The sequence below is a fragment of the Flavobacterium sp. F52 genome (assembly GCF_000278705.1).
Taxonomy (GTDB): Bacteria; Bacteroidota; Bacteroidia; order Flavobacteriales; family Flavobacteriaceae; genus Flavobacterium; species Flavobacterium anhuiense.
Genome location: NZ_AKZQ01000026.1, coordinates 175706 through 199439, shown reverse-complemented (window position 1 = coordinate 199439; position 23734 = coordinate 175706). Strand labels below are relative to the sequence as shown.

The window sequence follows — 23734 nt, the reverse complement described above, 5'->3', positions numbered from 1 at the left end:
TTATACAAAATCATTCAGCATTCCAGCATTTTGAATAATTCGTGAATTCGTGGCTAATAAAAAACGTTGGTCGAATTAAGAAAATTCGTTTAAATAAATTTACTTACTTTTGCGAACCACCAAAGCCAAAAAGACCTAATGAAAAATGTTCTCGTAATTTATTATTCTCAATCTGGACAATTGGAATCTATTGCAAGAAATATTGCAAAACCGTTTCTAAATTCAGAAGAAATAAATCTTACTTTTCACGAAATACAATTGGAGAAACCGTTTCCGTTTCCTTGGAACAAAGAATCATTTTTTGATGCGTTTCCAGAATCGTTTTTACAGATTCCGACTGCATTAAAACCTGTTCCAGAAGAAATCTTAAACACAAAGTTTGACTTAATTTTATTTCATTATCAGGTTTGGTATTTATCGCCTTCAATTCCAATCAATTCATTTTTGAAAAGTGACGATGCCAAGAAAATTTTGAACAATACACCTGTTATCACCATAAGCGGTTCAAGAAACATGTGGATAATGGCTCAGGAAAAAATCAAAGTTCTGCTAAGAAAAGCCAATGCCAATTTGGTTGGAAATGTAGCTTTGGTAGACCGCGTTGGAAATTTAATCAGCGTTATAACGATTGTAGAATGGATGTTTTCTGGAGTAAAGAAAAAATATTTAGGTATTTTTCCGCTTCCAGGAGTTTCAGAAAAAGACATACAAGAATCGAGTCAGTTTGGAGAAATCATGCTTGATTCTTTGCAAAAAGATAATTTAACGCAATTACACCCAAAATTGGTCGAGGCTGGCGCTGTAAAAATAAGTTCCTATTTAGTGACTGTTGACAAAACGGCCAATAAAATTTTTAATAAATGGTCAAACATCATTTATAAAAATCAAAAAAAGCGAAAACAGCTGCTTAAAGTATTTAATATTTATTTATTCCTTGCGATATGGTTAATTTCACCAATAGTGTATATATTGCACCTTATTACCTATCCGCTTAAGTTCAAAAAAATAAAAAAGGAAACTCAATATTATCAGGGAGTTTAGAAGACGAAATTTAGATTATGTTTGAAGTATATATTACAAAAGCTGCAAAGTATTTGCCAAACGAAGCCGTTTCAAATGACGAAATGGAAGCCTACTTAGGCCTTATCAATGATACTGCTTCAAAAGCAAGACGTATTATTTTGCGCAACAATAAAATTACAAGCCGATATTACGCTGTTGACAAAGAAGGAAAGAGCACTCATAGTAATGCCGAATTAACAAGAAATGCTATTTTACCGTTATTCGACGAAAATTTTACGCCTCAGGATTTAGAAGTACTTTCATGTGGGACCTCAACTCCCGACATTTTTCTGCCTTCGCATGCTGCGATGGTTCATGGTCTGCTAAAAAACAAATCGGTAGAATTAAACTCTTCAACTGGAGTTTGCTGTGCTGGAATGAACTCTCTTAAATTTGGTTTTCTTTCTATTAGATCTGGAAATTCAAAAAATGCAATCTGCACAGGATCTGAAAAAGTTTCTACCTGGCTAAATGCTCAAAAATACAATCACGAGGCTGACAATTTAAAAAGCCTTGAAGAACAGCCAATCATTGCCTTCAAAAAAGATTTCCTTCGCTGGATGTTATCTGATGGTGCTGGAGCTTTTTTATTAGAAAATAAACCAAGAGGACCGATTTCGCTAAAAATCGAATGGATGGAAGCTTTTTCGTATGCGTACGAATTGGAAACGTGCATGTACGCTGGAGGTGATAAATTGGAAAATGGAGAAATTAAAGGCTGGAGCGATTATTCTCCAGAACAATGGCTGAACGAATCTGTTTTCTCAATAAAACAAGACGTTAAATTATTAGACGAATTTATCCTGTCTAAAGGTGCAGAAAGCATGAAAGAGGCAATGGATAAAAACAATATTAAATCGGAAGATATCAATTACTTTATTCCTCACGTTTCTTCAAACTTTTTTGTGGAAGGACTGAAGAAAGGATTAAACGAAAAAGGTATCGGAATGAGCGATGACAAATGGTTCATGAATCTTTCTAGAGTTGGAAATGTTGGCTCTGCTTCTATTTACCTGGCTCTTGAAGAATTAATGAATTCAGGAAATTTGAAAAAAGGAGATAAAATTTTATTATCTGTTCCAGAAAGCGGAAGATTCTCTTTTGCTTATGCATATTTAACGGTTTGCTAATGGAAACAATGGCACTTCTAGAAAAAGAAATGGTAGAAAATTTATTGCCGCAAAAGTTCCCTTTTGTGATGGTAGATGCTATGCATTCTTATTCTGAAACTTCTTTGGTTTCTGGTTTAGAAATTAAGCACGATAATATTTTCGTATTAAATGATGTTTTTCTTGAAGCGGGATTAATAGAACATATGGCACAGTCTGTAGCGTTGCATACGGGATATCAATATTTTTTAAGAAACGAAATTGCCCCAACTGGCTACATTGGTTCTATTAAAGAAATTGAGATTAAAGAGCTTCCAAAGACAAACGACAATATTCAATCTGAAGTAACAATTCTACAGGAATTTGCTGGAATTACTTTGGTGGATATTGTAACAACATTAAACAATGAAGAAATTGCCAGGGGACAAATGAAAACTGTTTTGGCAAAATAAAAACCATAATGAAGGCTACTGCTGTTGACATACAAAATTATTTACCCCACCGAGCACCAATGCTTATGGTGGATTTGATTTTGAATATTGATTCCAGTTCAGTAGAAACTGTTTTTCTTGTTGAAGAAGACAATATTTTCGTTCAAAACAATATTTTTATTGAAGCAGGTTTAATCGAAAACACCGCTCAGACTTGTTCGGCAATTGTTGGAAAAAAATACTTTTTTGACGACAACGGACTTGAAAATGAAAACGTAAACGTAATCGGATTTATCAGTGCTTTGAAAAATGTAAAAATTCATGCGCTTCCAAAAGTCGGTGAGACTATTATAACCAAAGCTGATTTAGTTTCGAAATTTACTGGCGACGATTATACTTTATGTACAATGAGCTGTCAAAGTTCTGCTGAAGACCAGATACTCTTAGAATGCGAAATTAACTTGTTTATTCAAAAAACAATTTCGGTTGGATAATACAAAGAAAATTATTTTACATCTTGTAATCCGAATCGGAATTCTGATCCTTTTGCTTGGTTTGGTTTTCGCGTTTTGGCATTTTTCTTTTGACCCTCATAAATATTGCGACGAAACGAAACACAGGCATGTCGACGGTGGATTAGGATTATTTATAATCGCATTTCTAATAACACAAATGTTTTATCTGGGATTGTTGATAGAAATGATTTATTTATTCGTGAAGAAAAAGCGAATTTTAGCTTTCGCAAATCTTGGATTTTTAATAATTAGTTTATGTATAGTTTTAATCTGTATGTTTCTAATAAATTAAATTAGCAAAATGGAAAAAGATAAAGTACCTCAGGATCAAAGCAATTTAACGAAAAACAACGTTAAAGAACTTTTGTACGCAACAGATGAAAACGGTAATTATACCACAACTTTAAGTACAGGCTGGGAACCTAAAACAATAGCGCTTTCAAATTCTATTGATGAAATAAACGAGCGAATTGCCGATGCCAAACAGCAGGTTTTGAATGGCGAAGCAAGTCCGATTGTGTATTTTATGGAAGCCAATAAAATGGATCTTAACATATTATCCAGTTATGTGGGATTTTGGAAATGGCGTGTAAAAAGACATTTTAAACCAAGCGTTTTTGCCAAACTAAACGATAAAATCCTGAAAAAATATGCTGATACTTTTGGAGTATCAATCGAAGAATTAAAAAACAGCATTACCAAATAAATGGAATTAACTTTCACACATCATCAGTCTGCTCATTGCGAGAATGGAGTAGCGTCAAATCTGCTAAAAAACAGCGGACTAAACATTAGCGAACCGATGGTTTTTGGTATTGGCTCTGGATTGTTTTTTGTATATCTGCCTTTTATAAAAGTGAATCATGCACCGGCAATCAGTTACAGAACTTTGCCTGGACAGATTTTCAATAAAGTGGCCACTCGTTTACATTTAAAAATAAAAAGACAAAAATTTTCTTCTATAGCAAATGCGAATAAAGCTTTAGACGAAAATTTAAAAAATAATATCCCAACCGGATTACAGGTTGGCGTTTACAATTTAAGTTATTTTCCTGACGAATATCGTTTTCATTTCAACGCACACAATTTAGTCGTTTACGGAAAAACCGAAACCGAGTATTTAGTGAGCGATCCTGTTATGGAAACCGTTACGACTTTAACTTACGAAGACATGAATAAGGTACGTTTTGCCAAAGGAGCTTTTGCGCCACGCGGTCAAATGTACTATCCGATTCAAATCCCAAAAGAAGTTGATTTAAAAAGCGCTATCATAAAAGGGATCAAAAATACATGCCGAGATATGCTTGCGCCAATGCCAATTGTTGGTGTTCGCGGTATCAAAATGGTTTCTCGCCAAATTCGTAAATGGCCTAAAAAACACGGAGTTAGAAAAGCCAATCATTATTTGGCGCAAATGGTTCGTATGCAAGAAGAAATTGGAACCGGAGGCGGTGGTTTTCGTTTTATTTATGCGGCATTTTTACAGGAAGCTTCAGTTATTTTGAATAATGAAGAATTAAAAACACTTTCTAAAGAAATGACTCAAATTGGAGATTCATGGCGTGATTTTGCTGTTGAAGCTTCACGAATCTACAAAAATAGAAGTGCCAAAGAAGATGCCTACAACACTATTGCCAATGAACTTTTGGACATTGCCAATAGAGAAGAAATCTTTTTCAAAAAATTAAAAAAAGCGATCAGCTAAAACACTATTTTGCAGTCTATCATTCAAATAGAATCCCTTTCGAAAAAGTACAAAAATGCAGAAATGTATTCTTTGAACAATGTTTCGCTAAATATAAATGAAGGCCAGATTTTTGGCTTGCTCGGTCCAAATGGTGCTGGAAAAACCACTTTGATTTCCATGCTCTGCGGATTAGTAAAGCCAACTTCGGGGCATTTTACCATTGATGGTTTAGACTATCAGCATCATGCTTCAAAAATTAAAAAAATCATAGGCGTTGTTCCTCAAGAATATGCTTTGTACCCAACGTTGACAGCCAGAGAAAATCTTCTTTATTTTGGAAGTATGTATGGTTTGAAAGGTTCTGATTTAAAAGATAAAGTAATCGAAACTTTGGATCTTTTGGGTTTATTGAAATTTGCCGATAAACAAGTTCAGACTTTTTCGGGCGGAATGAAACGCCGTGTAAATCTGATTGCAGGAATTCTTCATAATCCGAAAGTTTTGTTTTTGGATGAACCAACAGTGGGTGTCGATGTACATTCTAAAACTGCTATTATTGATTATTTAAAAGTGTTGAACCAAAACGGAACGACTATTATTTATACTTCTCATCATTTGGCTGAAGCCGAAGATTTCTGTTCTCAAATTGCGATTTTAGATCAAGGGCAGATTTATGCGCAAGCAACTCCGTCAGCATTAATTGAATCGACAAAAGATGCTCGAAACCTCGAAGATGTTTTTATTTCATTAACTGGTAAAGCGTTGAGAGATGATATATAAAATTTGGATGTCGATAGTAAAAGAATTCCTTTTGCTAAAAAGAGATTTAGGCGGACTGATTATTTTATTTGTCATGCCTTTGGTTTTGGTAATTGCCGTAACCTTAATCCAAGACAGCACTTTTAAAGCCGTAACCGATTCTAAACTTGAGATTCTTTTGGTTGATCAAGACCACGGATCTGTTTCTAAAACCGTTTTTGAAAATTTAGAAAAAAGCAAATATTTTACCGTTGTAACCCAACTTGACAATAAAACGATTACCGAAGAAATTGCCAAAGAAAATGTATACAAAGGAAAATTTCAGCTGGCCATTGTAATTCCAGAAAACTTAAGTTCTGATTTACAGGAAAAAGTAAATCAGAATGTAGAGAAAATTGTCAGCAATTTAGGTTTGACGGACAGTACAACAGTTGCCGAACCTCAGCGCGTTATTAAAGAAAAAGAAGTAAAACTGTATTTTGATCCAGCGGTACAAATGAGTTTCAAAAATGCGGTCATGAGTTCGATCGACAAAATGATTTCGCAGATTGAAACCAAATCGATTTATTCGACTTTTCAAAAACAATTAGGAGAAGAAACAATCGATTTTGAGCAAAAGAACTTTATTACATTCAAAGAAATAATTCCGAGAATAAACAACAAAGAAGTTCGTCCAAATTCCGTTCAGCATAACGTTCCGGCGTGGACCCTTTTTGCGATCTTTTTTATCGTGATTCCGTTATCTATTAATATTGTAAAAGAAAAATCGCAGGGAACTTTTGTTCGATTAAGAACTAATCCTGTTTCTAATCTCGTTGTCATTATCGGGAAAACCATCACCTACTCGATCATTTGTATGATTCAGTTTTATATGATGGTTGCCGTTGCGGTATTCTTATTCCCATCCATCGGATTGCCTTCTTTAAATATCGAAGGTCATTTTGTATTAACAAGTGTTGTCGCATTATTTTCAGGTTTTGCTGCCATCGGGTTCGGAATTTTATTAGGAACTGTAGCCAGCACACAAGAACAATCGGCTCCTTTTGGCGCGACAAGTGTGATCATTTTAGCCGCAATTGGCGGTGTTTGGGTTCCTGTTTTTGCAATGCCAAAAATCATGCAGTATATCGCAAAATCATCTCCAATGAACTGGGGATTAGAAGCTTTTTATGATGTATTGCTTAGAAACGTTTCTTTCGTCGAAATCATACCAAGAATAAGTTTGTTATTTTTGTTTTTCATTATTACCACTTCCATCGCATTATTTTATGATAAAAAGAAAAGAGCAGTTTAAAGAAGCTACAGATCTAACCGTTTCGCACGAAATTAGGATTCGTTTTAACGAAACAGATCCGCTTGGAATTGTTTGGCACGGCAATTACATTACGTATTTCGAAGATGGACGTGAAGCGTTTGGGCGCCAGCATGGACTTACTTATCTGGATATTGCAGCAACAGGCTATACAACTCCAATTGTAAAATCAACCTGCGAACATAAATTGTCTTTGCGTTACGGAGATGTAGTAACAATTGAAACAACGGTTGTTGACACTCCAGCAGCAAAAATGATATACCGTTTTAAAATTATTGACGATAAAGGAGAAGTGGCCTGCACAGGAGAAACGACTCAGGTTTTTTTAGATGCAGCAGGAAATTTAATGCTGACGAATCCTCCTTTTTATGAGGAATGGAAACGAAAAGTTGGGCTATTGAAGTAAAGTTTTAGCCACGAATTCACGAATTAATATTCATAAAATTTTAGATAATTTGAATACTAAAAAAGAAGTAACAGTAAAAGGATCTTTATTAAATTCAATTTTTGCAATAGTAATTTTTACCGCTATTCCATTTTTTATTTTTTGTAGTTTTCCAAATGAACTTCTTCATTGGAAGAAATTTAATTCAAATATTTTATACAATATCATCTTCTTTATATCCATTTTTATTGCTTTTTTAAGTTGGATTAATCTTTTTGACGATGATCCGATACTAAATTTTAATAATAAAGGAATATGGATGCGAAAATCAATCTTACCATTTTCTCCTTTAAAATTTTGGGATTGGAATCAGATTAAGTTTGTTGAATTAAGTACACGAAAAGAACAAAGAGGAAGAAAAACGACAATTTTAGTTATTCACAGAAATGATTCAAAAACAAAAACAATAAATTTGGATGATCTAGATTATCCATCTGAAGAAATAATAGCAGTAGTTCGGGAGTTTTCTAATTTTCTAAACTATAAAGACAGAATGGAAGTTAGACAATAAGAGTAATTAAATCTGCTTAAATCTGTAAAATCTGCATGAAACCTTTTTTCAGATAAAGCTTTAAAATAAATACCTACAAGGTTTTAAAAACCTTGCAGGAGAAATCGAAATTTAAAATGTTAAGAGAAATATACATCACAGAAACAAATTGCATCACACCTTTAGGTTTTGATGTTGAATCTAATATCAGCGCCATTCTTCGTGGTGATTCTGGAATTCAGCTTCATAACGATGTTTCTTTGATGCCGAATCCGTTTTATGCTTCGATTATTTCTGATGAAAAAATAAACAGTGCTTTTGCAAAAATCAGCACTGAGACAAAATATTCTCGTTTAGAGAAAATAATGATTTTGGCTTTAGAACCTATTATCAAAAATTCAAACGTAGAATTAAATTCAAAAACCACTTTTATACTTTCTACCACAAAAGGAAATGTAACCGCTCTAGCAAATGATTCTGAAGAAAGTTTCAACAACGCACATTTAGATGTTTTAGCTAAAAACGTTGCCAATTTCTTCGGATTCCAGACTCAACCCATTGTGGTTTCAAATGCATGCGTTTCTGGAATTTTAGCGGTTTCTGTTGCCAAAAGAATGATTCAATCTGAACTTTACGACAATGTTTTTGTGGTGGCGGGCGACGAAGTTTCAGAATTTGTTTTGTCTGGTTTTAATGCTTTTCAGGCGATGAGCGAACTGCCTTGCAAACCGTATTCTAAAAATAGAACGGGTGTAAGTTTAGGCGAAGCAACAGCAGCTGTTTTAGTTTCAGCGAATCTGGCAACTGCTAAAATAAAAGTGATTGGCGACAGTTCGATAAACGATGCCAATCATATTTCGGGTCCATCAAGAACGGGAGAAGGTTTGTTTAGAAGTATTCAGAATGCTTTGAAAGAAGCTCAAATTGAAGCCAACAAATTAGATTATATTTCAGCTCACGGAACCGCAACTCCTTATAATGACGAAATGGAAGCAATTGCTCTAACTCGTTTAGATTTACAGAATGTTCCTGTAAATAGTTTGAAAGGATTTTACGGCCATACACTTGGTGCTTCAGGATTATTGGAAACCGTAATTGCGATAGAATCTGCTAATCAAAATAAACTTTTTGAATCAAAAGGTTTCGATGAAATTGGGGTTAGTGAAGCTATCAATGTGATTGAGAAAAACATAGAGTCAACTATTGAATATTTTTTGAAAACGGCTTCTGGATTTGGAGGTTGTAATACGGCTGTGGTTTTTGAGAAGGTGAATTTTAATTCATAATTGAAATGAAAATAATTACTTTTCTCTTTTTGTTTTTTTATTTAAATACTTGTGCACAAATTCAAGATGAATTTTTCGTTAATGATGTGAATTCTATAGAATTGTTGACAGTAAATTTTTGTGTTGATAATCTTGGGAAAACAAGTTCTGTTGTTGTAATTCCAGAAAAAACAACTTATAAAAATCAAGAAAATATTGCTCAGGTTGTAGCTTATCGAAAAGGAATAGAATATTATCCTGACAGTAAATTACGAAACAATTGTTATGACTTTATATTTAGATTTATCAATGCAAGGTTTGAAAATAAAAAACTTGAAGAATCTAAAATTTCAAAGTGTAAAGAATTCAAAAAGGGTATATTTAAATATAATGATGGTGCCTATTCTGATATAATTATAGAGAGAGACGAAAAATTTCAAGTAGAAAAAAATCAGAGTGGTTTTTCAAAATACAAAATCGATTGGATAAATGACACCAATTATGTGCTTACTTATTTAGAAGTAAGTGATAAGAATTTAGAATACTTAATTGGTGAAAAAATGAATGTCGAAATCATCGAAATTCTAGAAGATGGAAGTTATGTTTATAAAAGCAATTTATTAGATCGAACACGTATAACTGGAATTATAAAACGAATAAATTAGCCTCTGATTTAAAAAATGACTCAAAACAAAACCTACATACAATCCTACATCACCATTCAAAATAACGAAATTGTTTTGAACGGAACTTCTGTATTCAAAATTGAACCAACCGATTTTGCAGATTTCTCTAAACAAGCGTATCGTAATTTTGAAATGCAATATCCAAAATTTTTTAAAATGGATGCTTTAAGCAAACTGGCTTTTTTAGGATCAGAATTGCTTTTGAGTCCGATAACCTCAACAGAGCAAGAAAATAATATCGCTTTAGTTTTGGCCAATAAATCGTCAAGTTTAGATACCGATGTAAAATATCAGGAATCTATTTCAGACAAAGAAAACTATTATCCGAGTCCGGCGGTCTTTGTTTATACGCTACCAAATATTTGTTTGGGCGAAATAAGTATACGCCATCAGCTGAAAAGTGAAAATTCTTTTTTTATATTTGATGCTTTCAATGCCGAATTTTTGTCGAACTATTCGGAGATTTTGTTAAACACAAATAAAGCAGATTCTGTTTTGTGTGGCTGGGTAGAATTTTTTAATGAGAGTTATAAAGCGTTTCTTTGCATCATAAGTGCAGACGAAAACGCAAAATATAAAAACGAAACAATCAATACATTATACAATAAATAATCATGGAAGCATTAAAAGAAGAATTAAAAAATAAAATCATAACGACTTTAAACCTTGAAGATATCGCAGTTGAAGATATTGCTGATAACGATCCATTGTTTGGAGACGGTTTAGGTTTAGACTCGATTGATGCACTTGAATTGATCGTGATTTTAGATAAAGATTACGGAATTAAATTGGTTGACCCGAAAGAAGGAAAAGCGATTTTCCAGTCAATCGAAACTATGGCAGCGTATATCAGCGCTAACAGAACGAAGTAAGACTTCTTAGACTCACTTAGATTTTTAGACTTCTTAGACAATGTTTTCCAAAAATCTAAGAAGTCTAATATCTAAAATTCTAAGCCAGTCTAAAAAAATCTAAGAAGTCTAAAATTCTAACAATCTAAGAAGTCTAAAAATGAAAGGTGTTGCAATAACGGGAATGGGAATTATCTCTGCGATTGGCAATTCGGTTGAGGAAAATTATATTTCGCTGACCGAAAACAAAATCGGCATTTCTCGTATTCAAAATATTTCGACTGTTCACGCAGATATAATTAAAGTTGGCGAAATCAAAAAAACCAACGAAGATCTTATTGATGAACTGAAATTAAATGAGGATAATAATTTCTCGAGAACCGCTATGATTGGCACTTTGGCAGCAAAACAAGCTGTTGAAAATGCTGGCATTACCGACATAAATGAATTTAGAACGGGACTTATTTCCGCGACAAGCGTTGGCGGAATGGACATGACGGAAAGACATTATTACGATTATTTTGAAAAAACAGAACTGGTTAAATATATCACGTGTCACGATGGCGGGGATGTTGCTGAAAAAATTGCCGAAGAATTAGGTTTAAAAGGAATGGTAACAACCATAAGTACCGCTTGTTCGTCTGCCGCCAATTCGATTATGTTGGGTGCAAGATTGATCAAAACGGGAAAATTAGATCGCGTAATTGTTGGCGGAGCCGATGCTTTGGCAAAATTCACCATCAACGGATTTAAGACTCTGATGATTTTATCTGACGATTACAACAAACCCTTTGACAATACAAGAAAAGGATTAAATCTTGGAGAAGCTGCTGCATTTTTGGTTTTAGAATCGGATGAAATTGTTGAAAAGCAAAACAAAAAGGTGCTGGCAAGAGTTTCGGGTTACGGAAATGCAAACGACGCTTTTCACCAAACTGCTTCTTCAGAAAATGGAGACGGCGCTTATTTGGCGATGAAAAAAGCGTTTGATGTTTCGGGTTTAAAACCTTCTGAAATTGATTACATTAACGTTCACGGAACGGCAACGCCAAACAACGATTTATCTGAGGGAAGAGCTTTACTTCGAATTTATGAAAACGAAAAAGTTCCAGATTTTAGTTCTACAAAACCTTTTACAGGACATACTTTAGCGGCTGCTGCTGCGATTGAAGCCGTTTACAGCGTTTTGGCTATTCAAAATAATGTGGTTTATCCAAACTTAAATTTTGAAACTCCGATGGAAGAATTTGATTTGAAACCGCAAATCTCATTAAAAAATAAAAATATCGAACACGTTTTATCCAACTCTTTTGGTTTTGGAGGAAACTGTTCAACTCTTATATTTTCAAAAAGCTAATGACAAAAAAAACATATATAAATGGAGTAGGCTGTATTTCGACTCAAAAAACATTTGATACTGTTTTTTTGGAAGATGCCAATGTTAATCACGACGAAAATGTACTCGCAATTGTTCCGCCAGCTTACAAAGATTATATTTCGCCAGCAGCCAGCCGACGCATGGCAAAAGGTGTAAAAAACGGAATCGTAGCTTCGGCTTTGGCCATGAAAGATGCCAATGTCGAAAGCGTTGAGGCCATTATTACCGGAACAGGTTTAGGATGTATTGAAGATTCTGAAAAATTCCTGAAAAGCATTTTAGATAATAACGAAGAATTTTTAACTCCAACTTCTTTTATTCAATCAACCCACAACACAGTTGGTGCGCAGATTGCTCTTTTACAGCAATGTAAAGGTTATAATTTTACGTATGTAAACGGAGCAGTTTCTTTTGAATCGGCTCTTATTGATGCTAAAATGCAGATTGAAGAAGATGAAGCTAACTCGATTTTAGTGGGCGGTGTTGATGAAAATGGAGATTATACTACTGCCCTTTTCAAATTAAATGGACGTATTAAAAAAGACAATTCGGCTCCTTATGATGTTTTGAACTCAACTACAAGCGGAGCAGTTTATGGTGAGGGCGCGAGTTTTTTTGTTTTAGAAAACGAGAAAAAAGAAAACACTTATGCTGAACTTCTTGATGTTTCTATAATAAATACTTTGGAAGAAAATGAGGTTGAAGCAGCTGCTGTTTCTTTCTTAAAATCAAATAATGTAGAAATTTCAGACGTTGATGCGGTTATTTTAGGTTTTGACGGAAATGCTGGTTTTGAGAATTATTATAGAAATCTTGCCGAAAATTCGTTTGCCCAAACTCCTGTTTTATATTACAAACATTTGAGTGGCGAATATGATACAGCTTCTGCTTTTGCTTTTTGGATGGCTGCTAAAATTTTGAAAAATCAGGAAATTCCAGAAATTGTAAAAGTAAATGCGATCCAAAAATCAGATTACAAAACAATTTTATTATATAATCAATTAAACGGAAAAAACCATAGTTTTACGCTGCTGTCAAAATGATAACGCACAAAAACATATCGCTGTTTTTTATCTTTTTATTGCTTTTATTGTTTCTTCTGAATCTTTACATCGCAATTCATTTTCTGTGGTTTATTGTTATAATTCTAATTTGGATTGGAATAAATGCTTTTGGTTCTGCACGAATTTCTTCCAATTATCATGTAAAAGCATTTTGCAGTAATCCGTTCGAAACAGAAAAAAAAATCGCGCTTACTTTTGATGACGGTCCGAGCATTTATACTTTGGACGTTTTAGCGCTTCTGAAAAAATACAATGTCAAAGCGACTTTTTTCTGCATTGGAAAAAACATTGAAACGCATCCTGAAATCCTTCAAAAAGTAATTTCCGAAGGTCATTTAGTTGGAAATCATTCGTACTCGCATTCTAAATTTTTTGATTTTTATAATGCTAAAAAAATAACCGAAGAAATTCAGAAAACAGACACGCTTCTAGAAAAATTCACTTCTAGAAAAATAAACTTTTTTCGTCCGCCTTATGGAGTTACAACGCCTTCGATCAGAAGAGCTTTAAAAGTAACGGGACATAAAACAATTGGCTGGAATATCCGTTCTCTTGATGGAGGAACGAAAGATCAGGAATTAATTTTCAATCGGTTAATTAAACATATTTGTCCCGGCGGAATTGTACTTTTGCATGATACAGGAAAACATTCTGTTTTAGTCTTGGAACAGTTTTTGCAATTTTTACAAAAAAATAATTATCAAGTCGTTTCGATTGAAGAACTTTTGAATCTTAAAGCTTATGAAAATTGAACGCGGATAAAACAGATTCGCTTTCGCGAAGACGCGGATAAAAACGGATTTTATTAAATTAAAATTCGTGAAAATTGGTGTAATTCGTGGGCAGAATAATAAGCACATTTTTGAAAAAATATGAAAACTAAAATAGCATTACTCATTCTATTTATATCTAGCAATTTGTTCGCGCAAGAACAAAAAATGACCGATGCCGAAATCGCGTCTTTTAAGCAAGACGTGAATGTCGTGGCGAAAAAAATCAAAACCTTAACTACTGATTTTGTTCAGTACAAGCATTTAGACTTTTTATCGAAAGACATTGAAACTTCAGGAAAAATGGTTTTTAAAGAACCAGCTTTACTTCAATGGCAATATAAAAAACCGTACAACTACAGCATTACTTTCAAAAACGGGAAAATTTTAATTAATGACGAAGGAAAGAAAAGCGCCGTTGATATCGGAAACAGTAAAATATTCGCTCGAATCAATAAATTAATTGTGGGAAGCGTAAGCGGAAATATGTTTGATGACAAAGAATTTACGATTTCGTATTTTAAATTGAAAGGTCAGAATCTGGCGAAATTCATTCCGAAAGATGCGACGCTGAAAAAATATATTAAACAAATTGAACTGACTTTTGATAAAGAAGAAGCAACTGTTGTTCAGGTAAAACTGTTAGAATCATCTGAAGATTATACTAGAATTGTACTTAAAAATAAAGTGATCAATGCAAAAATCGACGATTCAGTTTTTACTAATTAATTACTTTCTGGCAATTGTTTTAATTTCTTGCGACTCAGTCACAAAAAATTATACGCCTAAAAAATTAGATAAAACATCTTATACCGTTCCGTATTTCACAGATTCAAAAACCGACTATGTTTATAAAACCAATATCAGTGTTTACGGAAATGAATTGTCTGGAATTTTCATTGCCAAGAAAATAAACGACACGACACACCGAATTGTTTTTACTACCGAATTCGGAAATAAATTGATGGATTTTGAAATTTCAGAAACCGATTTTAAAATCAATTCTATTGTTTCAGAATTAGATAGAAAAATATTGATCAACACTTTAAAAGAAGATTTTAGACTGCTTTTAAAGAAAGAATATCCGATTCAGGAACAATTTGAAAACTCTTCAAATGACATTTACAAATCGGCAGATGGAAAACGGGACAATTATATTTTTATCTCCAAAAAAGATCAGAAATTAGAAAAGATCGTTCATGCTTCTAAAACAAAAGAAAAATTTACACTACTTTTCAATTCAGAAAACAATATTTTTGCTGAGAAGATCCAAATCATCCATCAGAATATTAAACTGAAAATTGAGCTGAATTATTTCAAATCAGAATAGAAAATTAAACAAACCATAAACTTTAAATCAATTAAAAATGAGAAATTTTGTTGTACTTGCATTTGTTTTATTAATCGGAATCCAGGCAGAAGCGCAGGTAAAAGTTAGCCCTGGACTTAGAGGCGGTTTGAATATATCAACACTAAGCAATATTGATGATAACAGTTCTAAAACTGATTTTTATGTTGGTGGATTGGTAAATATTAAATTCAATAGATTTTTTTCGGTTCAGCCAGAATTAAATTATTCAAGACAAGGTGATGAAGGAAGATACTTTGAAAATGGTCGTTATTATTCTGAAAAGTATGAGTTGAATTATATAACACTTGGAGCGGTTGCAAAATTTAACTTTAACGGTGGCGGTTTTCATCTGTTAGCAGGGCCATCTTTAGATTTAAAAGTTAGTGATAATTATGTAAACACTAAACCTGAAGATTACGATCTTTCATTTGTTGGAGGTGTTGGTTATACTTTGCCAAATGGTTTAACTTTTGAAGCTCGATTCAAACAAGGGTTAATTGATATTTATGGTTACGATGGAATCGACGATGGTTATTATTATGATCAAGTAATTTTAAATCAGGTTTTCCAGCTTGGTATTAGTTATACGTTTAAAACAAAATAAAAATGAACAAAAGAATATTCTTCTTTTTTGCTGTTTTTTTTACGGTTTTAAATATTCAGGCTCAAGTAACGGCGAAACCTGGTTTAAGAGCGGGATTTAGTTTTTCGACCATTTCTGAAATGCATGCCGATTATAAAACTGATTTTTATGCTGGTGGTTTTACTGATATTAAGATTACAAAAATTTACTCGCTACAGCCAGAAATTAATTATAGCAGACAAGGTTCTAATAATGTTGCGCGAAATTATTATGACGAAGCTAGTCAAACCAATAAGGTAGAATATTTAGATTTGGATATCAATTATTTGTCACTTTCTGTAATCAATAAATTTACTCTGCCACAAGGAATTCAGTTTCAAGCGGGACCAACTTTAGATATTTTATTAAATGATAATCTTGCGGTTAGAAAAGCACAAAATGATCTTGGTTTGGTTTTGGGTGTTGCTTATGCTCTGCCTTCTGGATTAACATTTGAAGCTCGATTTAAAAAAGGTCTGCTTGATGTTTTAAGCAGCGATTATTATCAAAATGACTCCAATAATTATTATTTATTTGGAGATTATAACACAAATATTAATTTTCAGTTAGGAGTTTCCTACTCATTTGGAAAATAAAAAATATGATTTTACAAGATTTTTATAAAATACTATCAGAAGAAAAAATATCTGATTCAAAATATATTGTTACCATTTTAGTCAATGAAAAACATGAGGTTTTTAAAGGGCATTTCCCTGGAAATCCTATTATGCCTGGTGTTTGCATGATTCAGATTATCAAAGAACTTACAGAATCGATTACCAAAAGTTCATTGATGATTCAGTCTTTGGCGAATGTAAAATTTATGGCACTTATTAATCCTGAAGTTACACCAGAATTAAGATTGGAGCTTGATGTTACAACAACTGAAGACGGTTTAGTAAAAGTTAAAAACACGACTTACTTTAACGACACAACAGCTCTTAAATTGAGTAATGTGTACAAAAAAATATAATTATGAAACTATTATTGACATTCCTTTTATGGGTTAGTTTTGCTGGAACGCCAGATTTGGCTTCGATCCGCAAAATGTATGCTGATGTAGCAAAATCAGAAAGCAATGCCAAAGATTTTGTCGCAAAACTTTCTGGAGTTTCAAATAACGATGATAAAATTTTAGTAGCTTACAAAGCAGCTTCAATTTTAGTAGATTCTAAATTTGAAAAGAAATTAAGGCAAAAAATGGATCGTTTTAAAGAAGGTGCAAAATTGCTTGAAGCAACGATAAAAAGTGACCCAAGTAATATTGAAATGCGAATGATCCGATTAAGCGTTCAGCAAGATGTTCCTGCTATTACGGGTTATAAGAAAAATATCAAAGAAGATAAAAAATTCATAACAACGTATTATGCATCACAAGGTGCCGCTTTGAAAGATTATCTTAAAGACTTTGTTTTACAATCTGAAAGTTTCTCTGAAAAAGAGAAACAATTTGTAAAGTAAGCTCAAAAAATACCACATGAAATCACAGCAAGAATTACTTAGTTCGATTCACTTTTGCGTTATTGTGCCTACTTACAATAACCAAAAAACACTGAAAAAAGTACTGGATTCTATTTTAGATTTCACCACAAATATTATCATTGTCAATGACGGTTCGACTGATTCTACTACCGAAATTTTAAAATCGTATTCGCAAGTGACTCAAATTCATCATCCTAAAAATTTAGGAAAAGGACGAGCGCTAAGAAATGGATTTAGAAAAGCGTTGGAAATGGGTTTTGAATATGCCATTACAATCGATTCTGACGGACAGCATTTTGCCGCTGATATTCCTGTTTTCTTGAAAGCAATACAAGACGAGCCAAACGCTCTCTTGATTGGAAGCCGAAATATGACACAGGAAAATGTTCCGAAGAAAAGCAGTTTCGGAAACAAGTTTTCGAACTTTTGGTTCAAGTTTGAAACTGGAATCAAGCTAGACGATACACAGTCTGGATTTAGATTATATCCGCTTCGATTGCTTCCAAAACGTTTTTTCACTAATAAATTTGAATTTGAAATCGAAGTTATTGTGCGTGCAGCATGGAAAGGAATTGTGGTAAAAAACATTCCGATTCAGGTTTTGTATGATCCTGCTGAAAGAGTTTCGCATTTTCGTCCGTTTCAAGATTTTACCCGAATTAGCATTTTAAATACGGTTTTGGTGACCAATGCCTTGCTGTATATAAAACCAAGAGACTTTTTTAGAAGAGCAAAAAAAAAAGGTTTTAAAAAATTCTTTCTAGAAGATATTTTAGAAAGCAACGATTCTAATTTTAAAAAATCAGCTGCAATTGCGCTTGGTATTTTTATCGGACTTTCTCCTTTTTGGGGATTTCAGACCGTATTGCTTTTTACGTTTGCAGCTTTGTTCAGACTTAACAAAGTCATTGCTTATCTCACTTCAAACGTAAGTTTTCCGCCTTTTATACCGTTTATTATTTATGCTTCGCTTCAAGTTGGGAGTGTTTTTGTCAGCAGCGAAACGCCACTGGTTTTGGACAGTTCAATAACTCTTGACGATATTCAAAAAAATGCTACGCAATATATCGTAGGAAGTCTTATTTTAGCAACCGTTTCAGCACTATCAGTTGGCTTTATAAGTTATTTGCTTTTAACGGCTTTTAGTTCTAAAAACAAAACAAATATTTAAGCTATGTTTCCTTCGAATTTCACAAATTAGCACAAATTAATTCGTGAAAATTCGTGAAATTCGTGGCTTAAAAAACTTAAGCGATAATCATGCATCAATATTTCTACGCCATTCATTTGTTTGTTAATCGAAGAAAATCTCTTTCGATGCTATTGGCTATTTTGATGCTTTTGGTTTTTGGATTTTTCGCTTCAAGATTAAAGTTTGAAGAAGACATTACCAAGCTTATTCCAACAAACGACAAAACCGATGTTACCGCCAAAGTTTTAAAACAATTAAACTTTGCCGATAAAACCACCGTAATTTTTAGCTTAGATAAAAATGGTTCTGCAGATGATTTGAAGGAAATGGCAACCATTTTTTCAGACAGCGTTTCCAAATCCTGCAAACCATACATAACGGGAATTCAAGGAAAAATTGACGAAGAAAACATTCAGGAAACTATTGATTTTGTTTACAATAATTTGCCGCTTTTTCTAGATGATAAAGATTATGATGCTATCGAAAAGAAACTCCAAAAAGACAGTATTGCAGCAACCGTTCAAGGAAATTACAAATCGATTATTTCTCCGTCTGGATTTATTACCAAAGATTTTATTCTGCAAGATCCGTTTGGGATTTCTTTTATCGCTTTAAAAAAATTACAGCAATTAAATATTGGAGACGATTTTACGCTTGAAAATGGTTTTGTAATGACAAAGGATAAAAAGAAATTATTGCTTTTTATCACTTCCAATATTCCATCTAGCGAGACAGAAAAGAATACCATTTTTGCTGAAAAACTAAAATCAATTCAGGAAAATTTAAATACACAGTTTAAAGGAAAAACTTCTGTCAGTTATTTTGGTTCCGCTTTAATTGCCGTTGCCAATGCTAAACAAATTAAGGGAGATATTATTCTCACGACTTCAATTGCGATGTTTACCTTAATGCTAATCCTAATTTTATTTTATCGAAAACTGTTAATTCCGCTGATTATATTTTTGCCGACAGTTTTTGGAGGTTTGTTTGCGGTTGCGTTCCTATACTTCGTTAGAGAACAAATCTCAGCAATTTCATTAGGAATCGGTTCTATTTTACTCGGAATTACGATTGATTATTCCATTCATATTCTCACACATTACAAACATAACAGCGATGTAAAGACTTTGTACAAAGACATTACAATGCCTGTTATTATGAGCAGCTCTACAACTGCCGTTGCTTTTTTATGTCTGCTTTTTGTAAAATCGGATGCGCTGAATGATCTCGGAATTTTTGCCGCCGTTATCGTTATGGCTTCTGCTGTTTTCTCGCTTTTAATTGTTCCGCATTTATACAAACCAAAAGAAAATCCTGCAGATCATAAAAAGAATGTGATCGATAAAATGGCTCATTTTTCTTTTCACAATAATAAAATCTTAATCGCACTTTGTGTTATCATTACCATAATTTGCTGTTTCACTTATAATGATGTTGGTTTTAATAACGATTTATCACAGCTAAATTTTATTCCGAAAGAAATTAAAGCGGCCGAAAAACAGTTGGAAGAAAGTACGAGTTTAACTTCCAAAACAATTTATGTTGCTTCTTACGGAAAAACTATGGAAGAAGCTTTGCAACATAACAGTAAACTTTTTGACGATTTATCCAAAGAAAAAAATCAGGAGAGAATTTTAAATTTCAGTTCTGTTGGCGGAATTATGCTTGCTCAAAAAGAACAAATCGAAAAAATTGAAAAGTGGAATTCGTTTTGGACTCCGCAAAAAAAGCAATTCATACAATCAGAATTAATTGCTGAAGGTTCAAAACTTGGCTTTAAACCCACAACTTACAATTTATTTTTTGATCATTTAGATTTTGACTTCAAGCCTGTTTCGGCAGATGAATTTTTAAAAATTAAAGCACTTCAATTACAAGAATTTATAACCGAAAAAAATGGTTTTTATACCATTTCAACTTTAGTAAAAGTATCGCCAAAACAGCGAGATGCTTTTGTAAAATCGGCCTCCGCAAAAGAAAACGTAATTGCAATTGATCGTCAGCAGATGAACGAAACGTTTTTCAGCAATCTAAAAACCGATTTCAATTCGCTTGTAAATTATTCTTTTGTAGCGGTAATTTTAATTCTATTTTTCTTTTTCCGAAGAATCGAATTGGTAATCATAAGCTGTATTCCAATTGCTTTGACCGGAATTGTAACTGCTGGAATTATGGGCATTTTTGGCATTCAGATGAACATTTTCAGTATGATTGTCTGCACCTTAATTTTTGGTCATGGAGTCGATTTTAGTATTTTCATGACCAGTGCGTTGCAAAAAGAATACACCAATGGAGTCAACGAAATTGCCATTTATAGAACCTCAATTATTCTGGCGGTAATTACGACAATCTTGGGAATCGGCGCGATGATTTTTGCCAAACATCCTGCACTTACTTCAATTTCACTAGTTTCATTAATCGGGGTTTTTGCAGCACTGATTATTACTTTTATATTCTATCCGATTTTATTCAAACTGTTTTTATCCAATCGCCCGAAAAAAGGAAATCCGCCTTTTCAATTGCGAACTTTTGTTCATGGCGTAATTTCATTTGCGTATTATGGTTTGGGCGGAATCGTAATGTCGATTTTCAGTTTTACGATTATGCCGATTTTGCCTTTCAGCAAAAAATCAAAAATGAAAACTTTCCGATATGTGATTTCAAAATTCATGAAATCGGTTTTGTATTCAAATCCGTTTATTCGCAAAAAAGTCATTAATAATTTCAATGAAACTTTCGAAAAACCAGCCGTAATTATTGCTAATCATTCTTCTTTTCTGGACATTTTAGCCATCGGAATGTTAAGTCCAAAAATCATTTTCTTGGTAAGCGACTGGGTTTACAACTCTCCCATTTTTGGCGGTGTTGTGAGAAAAGCAGGTTTTTATCCTGTTTCTGAAGGTCTTGAAGGCGGAGTAGAACATTTGCGTAAAAAAGTAAACGAAGGATATTCTTTGATGGTTTTTCCAGAAGGAACGCGATCAGAAAATAATGTGGTAAAACGATTCCATAAAGGAGCATTCTTCCTTGCCGAAGAATTTAAAATAGATATTATTCCTATTGTAATTCATGGCGCGTCAGAATTAATTCCGAAAGGCGATTTTGTCATTCATCACGGAAAATTGACGGTTACCATTTTAGAAAGAATCACGCCAGATAATTTTTCATTTGGAGCCAATTATATTGAAAGAACCAAGCAAATAAGCACTTTCTTTAAAGCTGAATACCGCAAAATAAGACAAGAACTTGAAGGTCCTGATTATTTCAAAAAAATGCTTATTAACAGCTACGACTATAAAGAAATCGAGGTTGGAAATAGCGTGAAAAAGGATTTAAAACAAAATCTAGAAAGGTATTACAGCTTAAACAAATACATTCAGCCAAAAGCAAAAATCCTACATTTAGCAAACGATTTTGGGCAATTGGATGTTTTACTGGCTTTACAGGAACCACAGCGAAAAATATTTTCTTTTATAAATGATGAAGAAAAATTGCTGGTTGCCAAAACGAATTATATTGTTACAAAGAGAAAAATATTTTATCTCGACAATTTAGAATCGGCACTTGAAAATCATTATGATGTTCTTTTGGTTTCTGATGAAAACTATCAAAATGAAATTGTGAAAGTAATTTCGAATGTTGCTTCTATAATTTTAGTGAATTGTACCCATTTAAGAAATCAGTTTGAGGATTTTGAAATTGTTTCTGAAGAAAATGCTTTATTAGTTTTAAAGAAAAAATAATGAAAAAACAATACGATGTAGTTATAATTGGCAGCGGTTTAGGCGGATTAGTTTCTGCCGTTATTCTGGCAAAAGAAGGCTACAGCGTTTGTGTACTCGAAAAAAACAATCAATACGGAGGAAATCTGCAGACTTTCGTAAGAGATAAAACCATTTTTGATACGGGAATTCATTATATCGGAGGTTTAGGCGAAGGCCAAAATCTTCATCAATATTTCAAATATATTGGAATAATAGATCATTTGAATCTGAAAAAAATGGACGAAAATGGTTTTGATATGATTTCTTTTGATGACGATAAAACCGAATATCCGCATGCGCAAGGTTTCGAAAATTTCATTGAAAACCTAACTCAATATTTTCCTGAAGAAAAAGAAAATCTAGAACGTTATTGCCAAAAAATAAAAGCGGTTTGCAAAACATTTCCGCTTTACAATCTGGAATCTCAAGGAAAATATGACGATGAAATTTTAATGCTTAACGCGAAAGAAACCATCGATTCTTTTACTGAAAATGAAAAGCTAAAAGCGGTTTTGGCAGGTTCTAATTTTCTCTATGCGGGAATTCCTGATAAATCGCCTTTTTATGTTCATGCCCTTATTGTCAATTCCTACATAGAAAGTTCATGGCGCTGTATAAATGGCGGAAGCCAAATTACCAAACAATTACTGAAACAACTTAAAAAATTTGGAGGCGAATTTTTTAAACATAAAGAAGTCACAAAAATTGAAGTTGAAGACCAAAAGGTAAATTCGGTACAAATGAAAGACGGAACCAAGGTTTCGGGAACGTTTTTTATTTCGAATATCGAACCGAAAACGACTTTAAAAATGGCTGGTCAGGAAAATTTTAGAAAACCATTTTTCAATAGAATTCAAAATCTCGAAAACGTACTTTCTGCTTTTAGTTTATACATTGTTTTTAAACCTAAAACTTTCAAATACATCAATCATAATTATTACCATTTTAAAAGTGCAAATGATGTTTGGACCGCACACGAATACGATGAAAATTCATGGCCCAAAACCTTTATGGCATGTATGAATCCGTCAAAAAAAGATGAGGAATGGGCAGACGGAATGACATTTTTGACCTATATGAAATATGATGATGTCAAAGCTTGGGAAAACACTTTCAACACTACTTTCGAAGAAAATGATCGCGGAGAAAGTTATGACGAATTCAAAGCCAAAAAAGCCGAAAAGCTTTTAAAAGAAATCGAAAAAAAATTCCCAGGCATAAAAGATTGCATCAAATCGGTTCATACTTCTACGCCACTTTCTTACCGCGATTACATTGGTGGAGACGGTGGAAATATGTACGGATATGTTAAAGATTCAAATAATCCAATGAAAACTTTGATTCCGAACAAAACTAAAATAGAAAATCTTTATCTTACAGGCCAAAGTATTAATATGCACGGTGTCTTGGGTGTTACAGTTGGAGCGGTCATAACTTGCTCTGAAATTGTAGGAAAAGAATATCTGCTGGAAAAAATTAAAAAAGCATCTGAATAAATT

The 23734-nt window shown here is 33.2% G+C and carries 26 protein-coding genes; all 26 read left to right on the top strand.

Features of this window, described 5'->3' with window-relative positions; genetic code table 11:
• Positions 1-138: 138 nt before the first annotated feature.
• A complete protein-coding gene (locus FF52_RS12360; RefSeq protein WP_008465905.1) occupies positions 139-1041 on the top strand; it encodes a hypothetical protein in 903 nt (300 codons plus the stop codon).
• A gap of 17 nt (positions 1042-1058) precedes the next feature.
• Positions 1059-2192, top strand: a complete 1134-nt coding sequence (locus FF52_RS12355; RefSeq protein ID WP_008465904.1) for a beta-ketoacyl-ACP synthase III — start codon at positions 1059-1061, stop codon at positions 2190-2192.
• A complete protein-coding gene (locus tag FF52_RS12350) occupies positions 2192-2623 on the top strand; it encodes a hypothetical protein (protein WP_008465903.1) in 432 nt (143 codons plus the stop codon). The genes FF52_RS12355 and FF52_RS12350 overlap by 1 nt, the downstream gene beginning before the upstream one ends.
• An 8-nt stretch (positions 2624-2631) precedes the next feature.
• Positions 2632-3096, top strand: coding sequence for a hypothetical protein (locus FF52_RS12345; RefSeq protein WP_008465902.1), 465 nt, complete (start codon positions 2632-2634; stop codon positions 3094-3096).
• 322 nt (positions 3097-3418) lie between these two features.
• Positions 3419-3823, top strand: coding sequence for a hypothetical protein (locus FF52_RS12335; RefSeq protein ID WP_008465900.1), 405 nt, complete (start codon positions 3419-3421; stop codon positions 3821-3823).
• Positions 3824-4822, top strand: a complete 999-nt coding sequence (locus tag FF52_RS12330) for a BtrH N-terminal domain-containing protein (protein ID WP_008465898.1) — start codon at positions 3824-3826, stop codon at positions 4820-4822.
• 63 nt (positions 4823-4885) lie between these two features.
• Entirely contained in the window at positions 4886-5584 is a 699-nt protein-coding gene (locus FF52_RS12325) for an ABC transporter ATP-binding protein (protein ID WP_008465897.1), read from the top strand.
• Positions 5574-6857, top strand: a complete 1284-nt coding sequence (locus FF52_RS12320) for an ABC transporter permease (RefSeq protein ID WP_035691470.1) — start codon at positions 5574-5576, stop codon at positions 6855-6857. Before FF52_RS12325 ends, FF52_RS12320 begins: the two co-directional genes overlap by 11 nt.
• Positions 6832-7281: an acyl-CoA thioesterase gene (locus FF52_RS12315; RefSeq protein ID WP_008465892.1), complete on the top strand. Its 450-nt coding sequence runs from the start codon at positions 6832-6834 to the stop codon at positions 7279-7281. Before FF52_RS12320 ends, FF52_RS12315 begins: the two co-directional genes overlap by 26 nt.
• 49 nt (positions 7282-7330) lie before the next feature.
• Complete coding sequence (locus tag FF52_RS12310; RefSeq protein WP_008465890.1) at positions 7331-7831, top strand: hypothetical protein; 501 nt, start codon at positions 7331-7333, stop codon at positions 7829-7831.
• A gap of 116 nt (positions 7832-7947) precedes the next feature.
• On the top strand, positions 7948-9096 hold the full coding sequence (locus tag FF52_RS12305; RefSeq protein WP_035691469.1) for a beta-ketoacyl synthase N-terminal-like domain-containing protein: 1149 nt from the start codon (positions 7948-7950) through the stop codon (positions 9094-9096).
• A 5-nt stretch (positions 9097-9101) separates the two neighbouring features.
• On the top strand, positions 9102-9740 hold the full coding sequence (locus tag FF52_RS12300) for a hypothetical protein (protein WP_008465886.1): 639 nt from the start codon (positions 9102-9104) through the stop codon (positions 9738-9740).
• 15 nt (positions 9741-9755) lie between these two features.
• Positions 9756-10373 carry a hypothetical protein gene (locus FF52_RS12295; RefSeq protein ID WP_008465884.1) on the top strand — a complete coding sequence of 206 codons (618 nt, stop codon included), beginning with the start codon at positions 9756-9758 and terminating at the stop codon, positions 10371-10373.
• 2 nt (positions 10374-10375) lie between these two features.
• Positions 10376-10633: a phosphopantetheine-binding protein gene (locus tag FF52_RS12290; RefSeq protein ID WP_008465883.1), complete on the top strand. Its 258-nt coding sequence runs from the start codon at positions 10376-10378 to the stop codon at positions 10631-10633.
• 139 nt (positions 10634-10772) lie between these two features.
• Positions 10773-11969, top strand: coding sequence for a beta-ketoacyl-[acyl-carrier-protein] synthase family protein (locus FF52_RS12285; RefSeq protein WP_008465879.1), 1197 nt, complete (start codon positions 10773-10775; stop codon positions 11967-11969).
• Positions 11969-13033 carry a beta-ketoacyl synthase N-terminal-like domain-containing protein gene (locus FF52_RS12280; RefSeq protein ID WP_008465878.1) on the top strand — a complete coding sequence of 355 codons (1065 nt, stop codon included), beginning with the start codon at positions 11969-11971 and terminating at the stop codon, positions 13031-13033. Before FF52_RS12285 ends, FF52_RS12280 begins: the two co-directional genes overlap by 1 nt.
• Positions 13030-13806 (top strand): polysaccharide deacetylase family protein, encoded by a 777-nt coding sequence (locus FF52_RS12275; RefSeq protein ID WP_008465877.1) that lies wholly within the window; start codon positions 13030-13032, stop codon positions 13804-13806. The genes FF52_RS12280 and FF52_RS12275 overlap by 4 nt, the downstream gene beginning before the upstream one ends.
• Positions 13807-13926: 120 nt before the next feature.
• Positions 13927-14553 (top strand): outer membrane lipoprotein carrier protein LolA, encoded by a 627-nt coding sequence (locus tag FF52_RS12270; RefSeq protein ID WP_008465876.1) that lies wholly within the window; start codon positions 13927-13929, stop codon positions 14551-14553.
• On the top strand, positions 14519-15154 hold the full coding sequence (locus FF52_RS12265; protein WP_008465875.1) for a hypothetical protein: 636 nt from the start codon (positions 14519-14521) through the stop codon (positions 15152-15154). The genes FF52_RS12270 and FF52_RS12265 overlap by 35 nt, the downstream gene beginning before the upstream one ends.
• Positions 15155-15191: 37 nt before the next feature.
• The gene (locus FF52_RS12260) at positions 15192-15779 is read left to right on the top strand and encodes a porin family protein (protein WP_008465874.1); all 588 of its coding nucleotides are present in this window, start codon (positions 15192-15194) and stop codon (positions 15777-15779) included.
• A 2-nt stretch (positions 15780-15781) separates the two neighbouring features.
• The gene (locus tag FF52_RS12255) at positions 15782-16393 is read left to right on the top strand and encodes an outer membrane beta-barrel protein (RefSeq protein WP_008465873.1); all 612 of its coding nucleotides are present in this window, start codon (positions 15782-15784) and stop codon (positions 16391-16393) included.
• Between the two features lie 5 nt (positions 16394-16398).
• A complete protein-coding gene (locus FF52_RS12250) occupies positions 16399-16770 on the top strand; it encodes a 3-hydroxyacyl-ACP dehydratase (protein ID WP_008465872.1) in 372 nt (123 codons plus the stop codon).
• Positions 16771-16772: 2 nt separating this feature from the next.
• The gene (locus tag FF52_RS12245) at positions 16773-17258 is read left to right on the top strand and encodes a hypothetical protein (protein ID WP_008465871.1); all 486 of its coding nucleotides are present in this window, start codon (positions 16773-16775) and stop codon (positions 17256-17258) included.
• Between the two features lie 16 nt (positions 17259-17274).
• Positions 17275-18450, top strand: coding sequence for a DUF2062 domain-containing protein (locus FF52_RS12240; RefSeq protein ID WP_008465867.1), 1176 nt, complete (start codon positions 17275-17277; stop codon positions 18448-18450).
• Positions 18451-18539: 89 nt separating this feature from the next.
• Entirely contained in the window at positions 18540-22214 is a 3675-nt protein-coding gene (locus FF52_RS12235) for a 1-acyl-sn-glycerol-3-phosphate acyltransferase (RefSeq protein WP_008465865.1), read from the top strand.
• On the top strand, positions 22214-23731 hold the full coding sequence (locus FF52_RS12230; RefSeq protein ID WP_008465863.1) for a phytoene desaturase family protein: 1518 nt from the start codon (positions 22214-22216) through the stop codon (positions 23729-23731). The genes FF52_RS12235 and FF52_RS12230 overlap by 1 nt, the downstream gene beginning before the upstream one ends.
• The last annotated feature ends 3 nt before the right edge of the window (positions 23732-23734 follow it).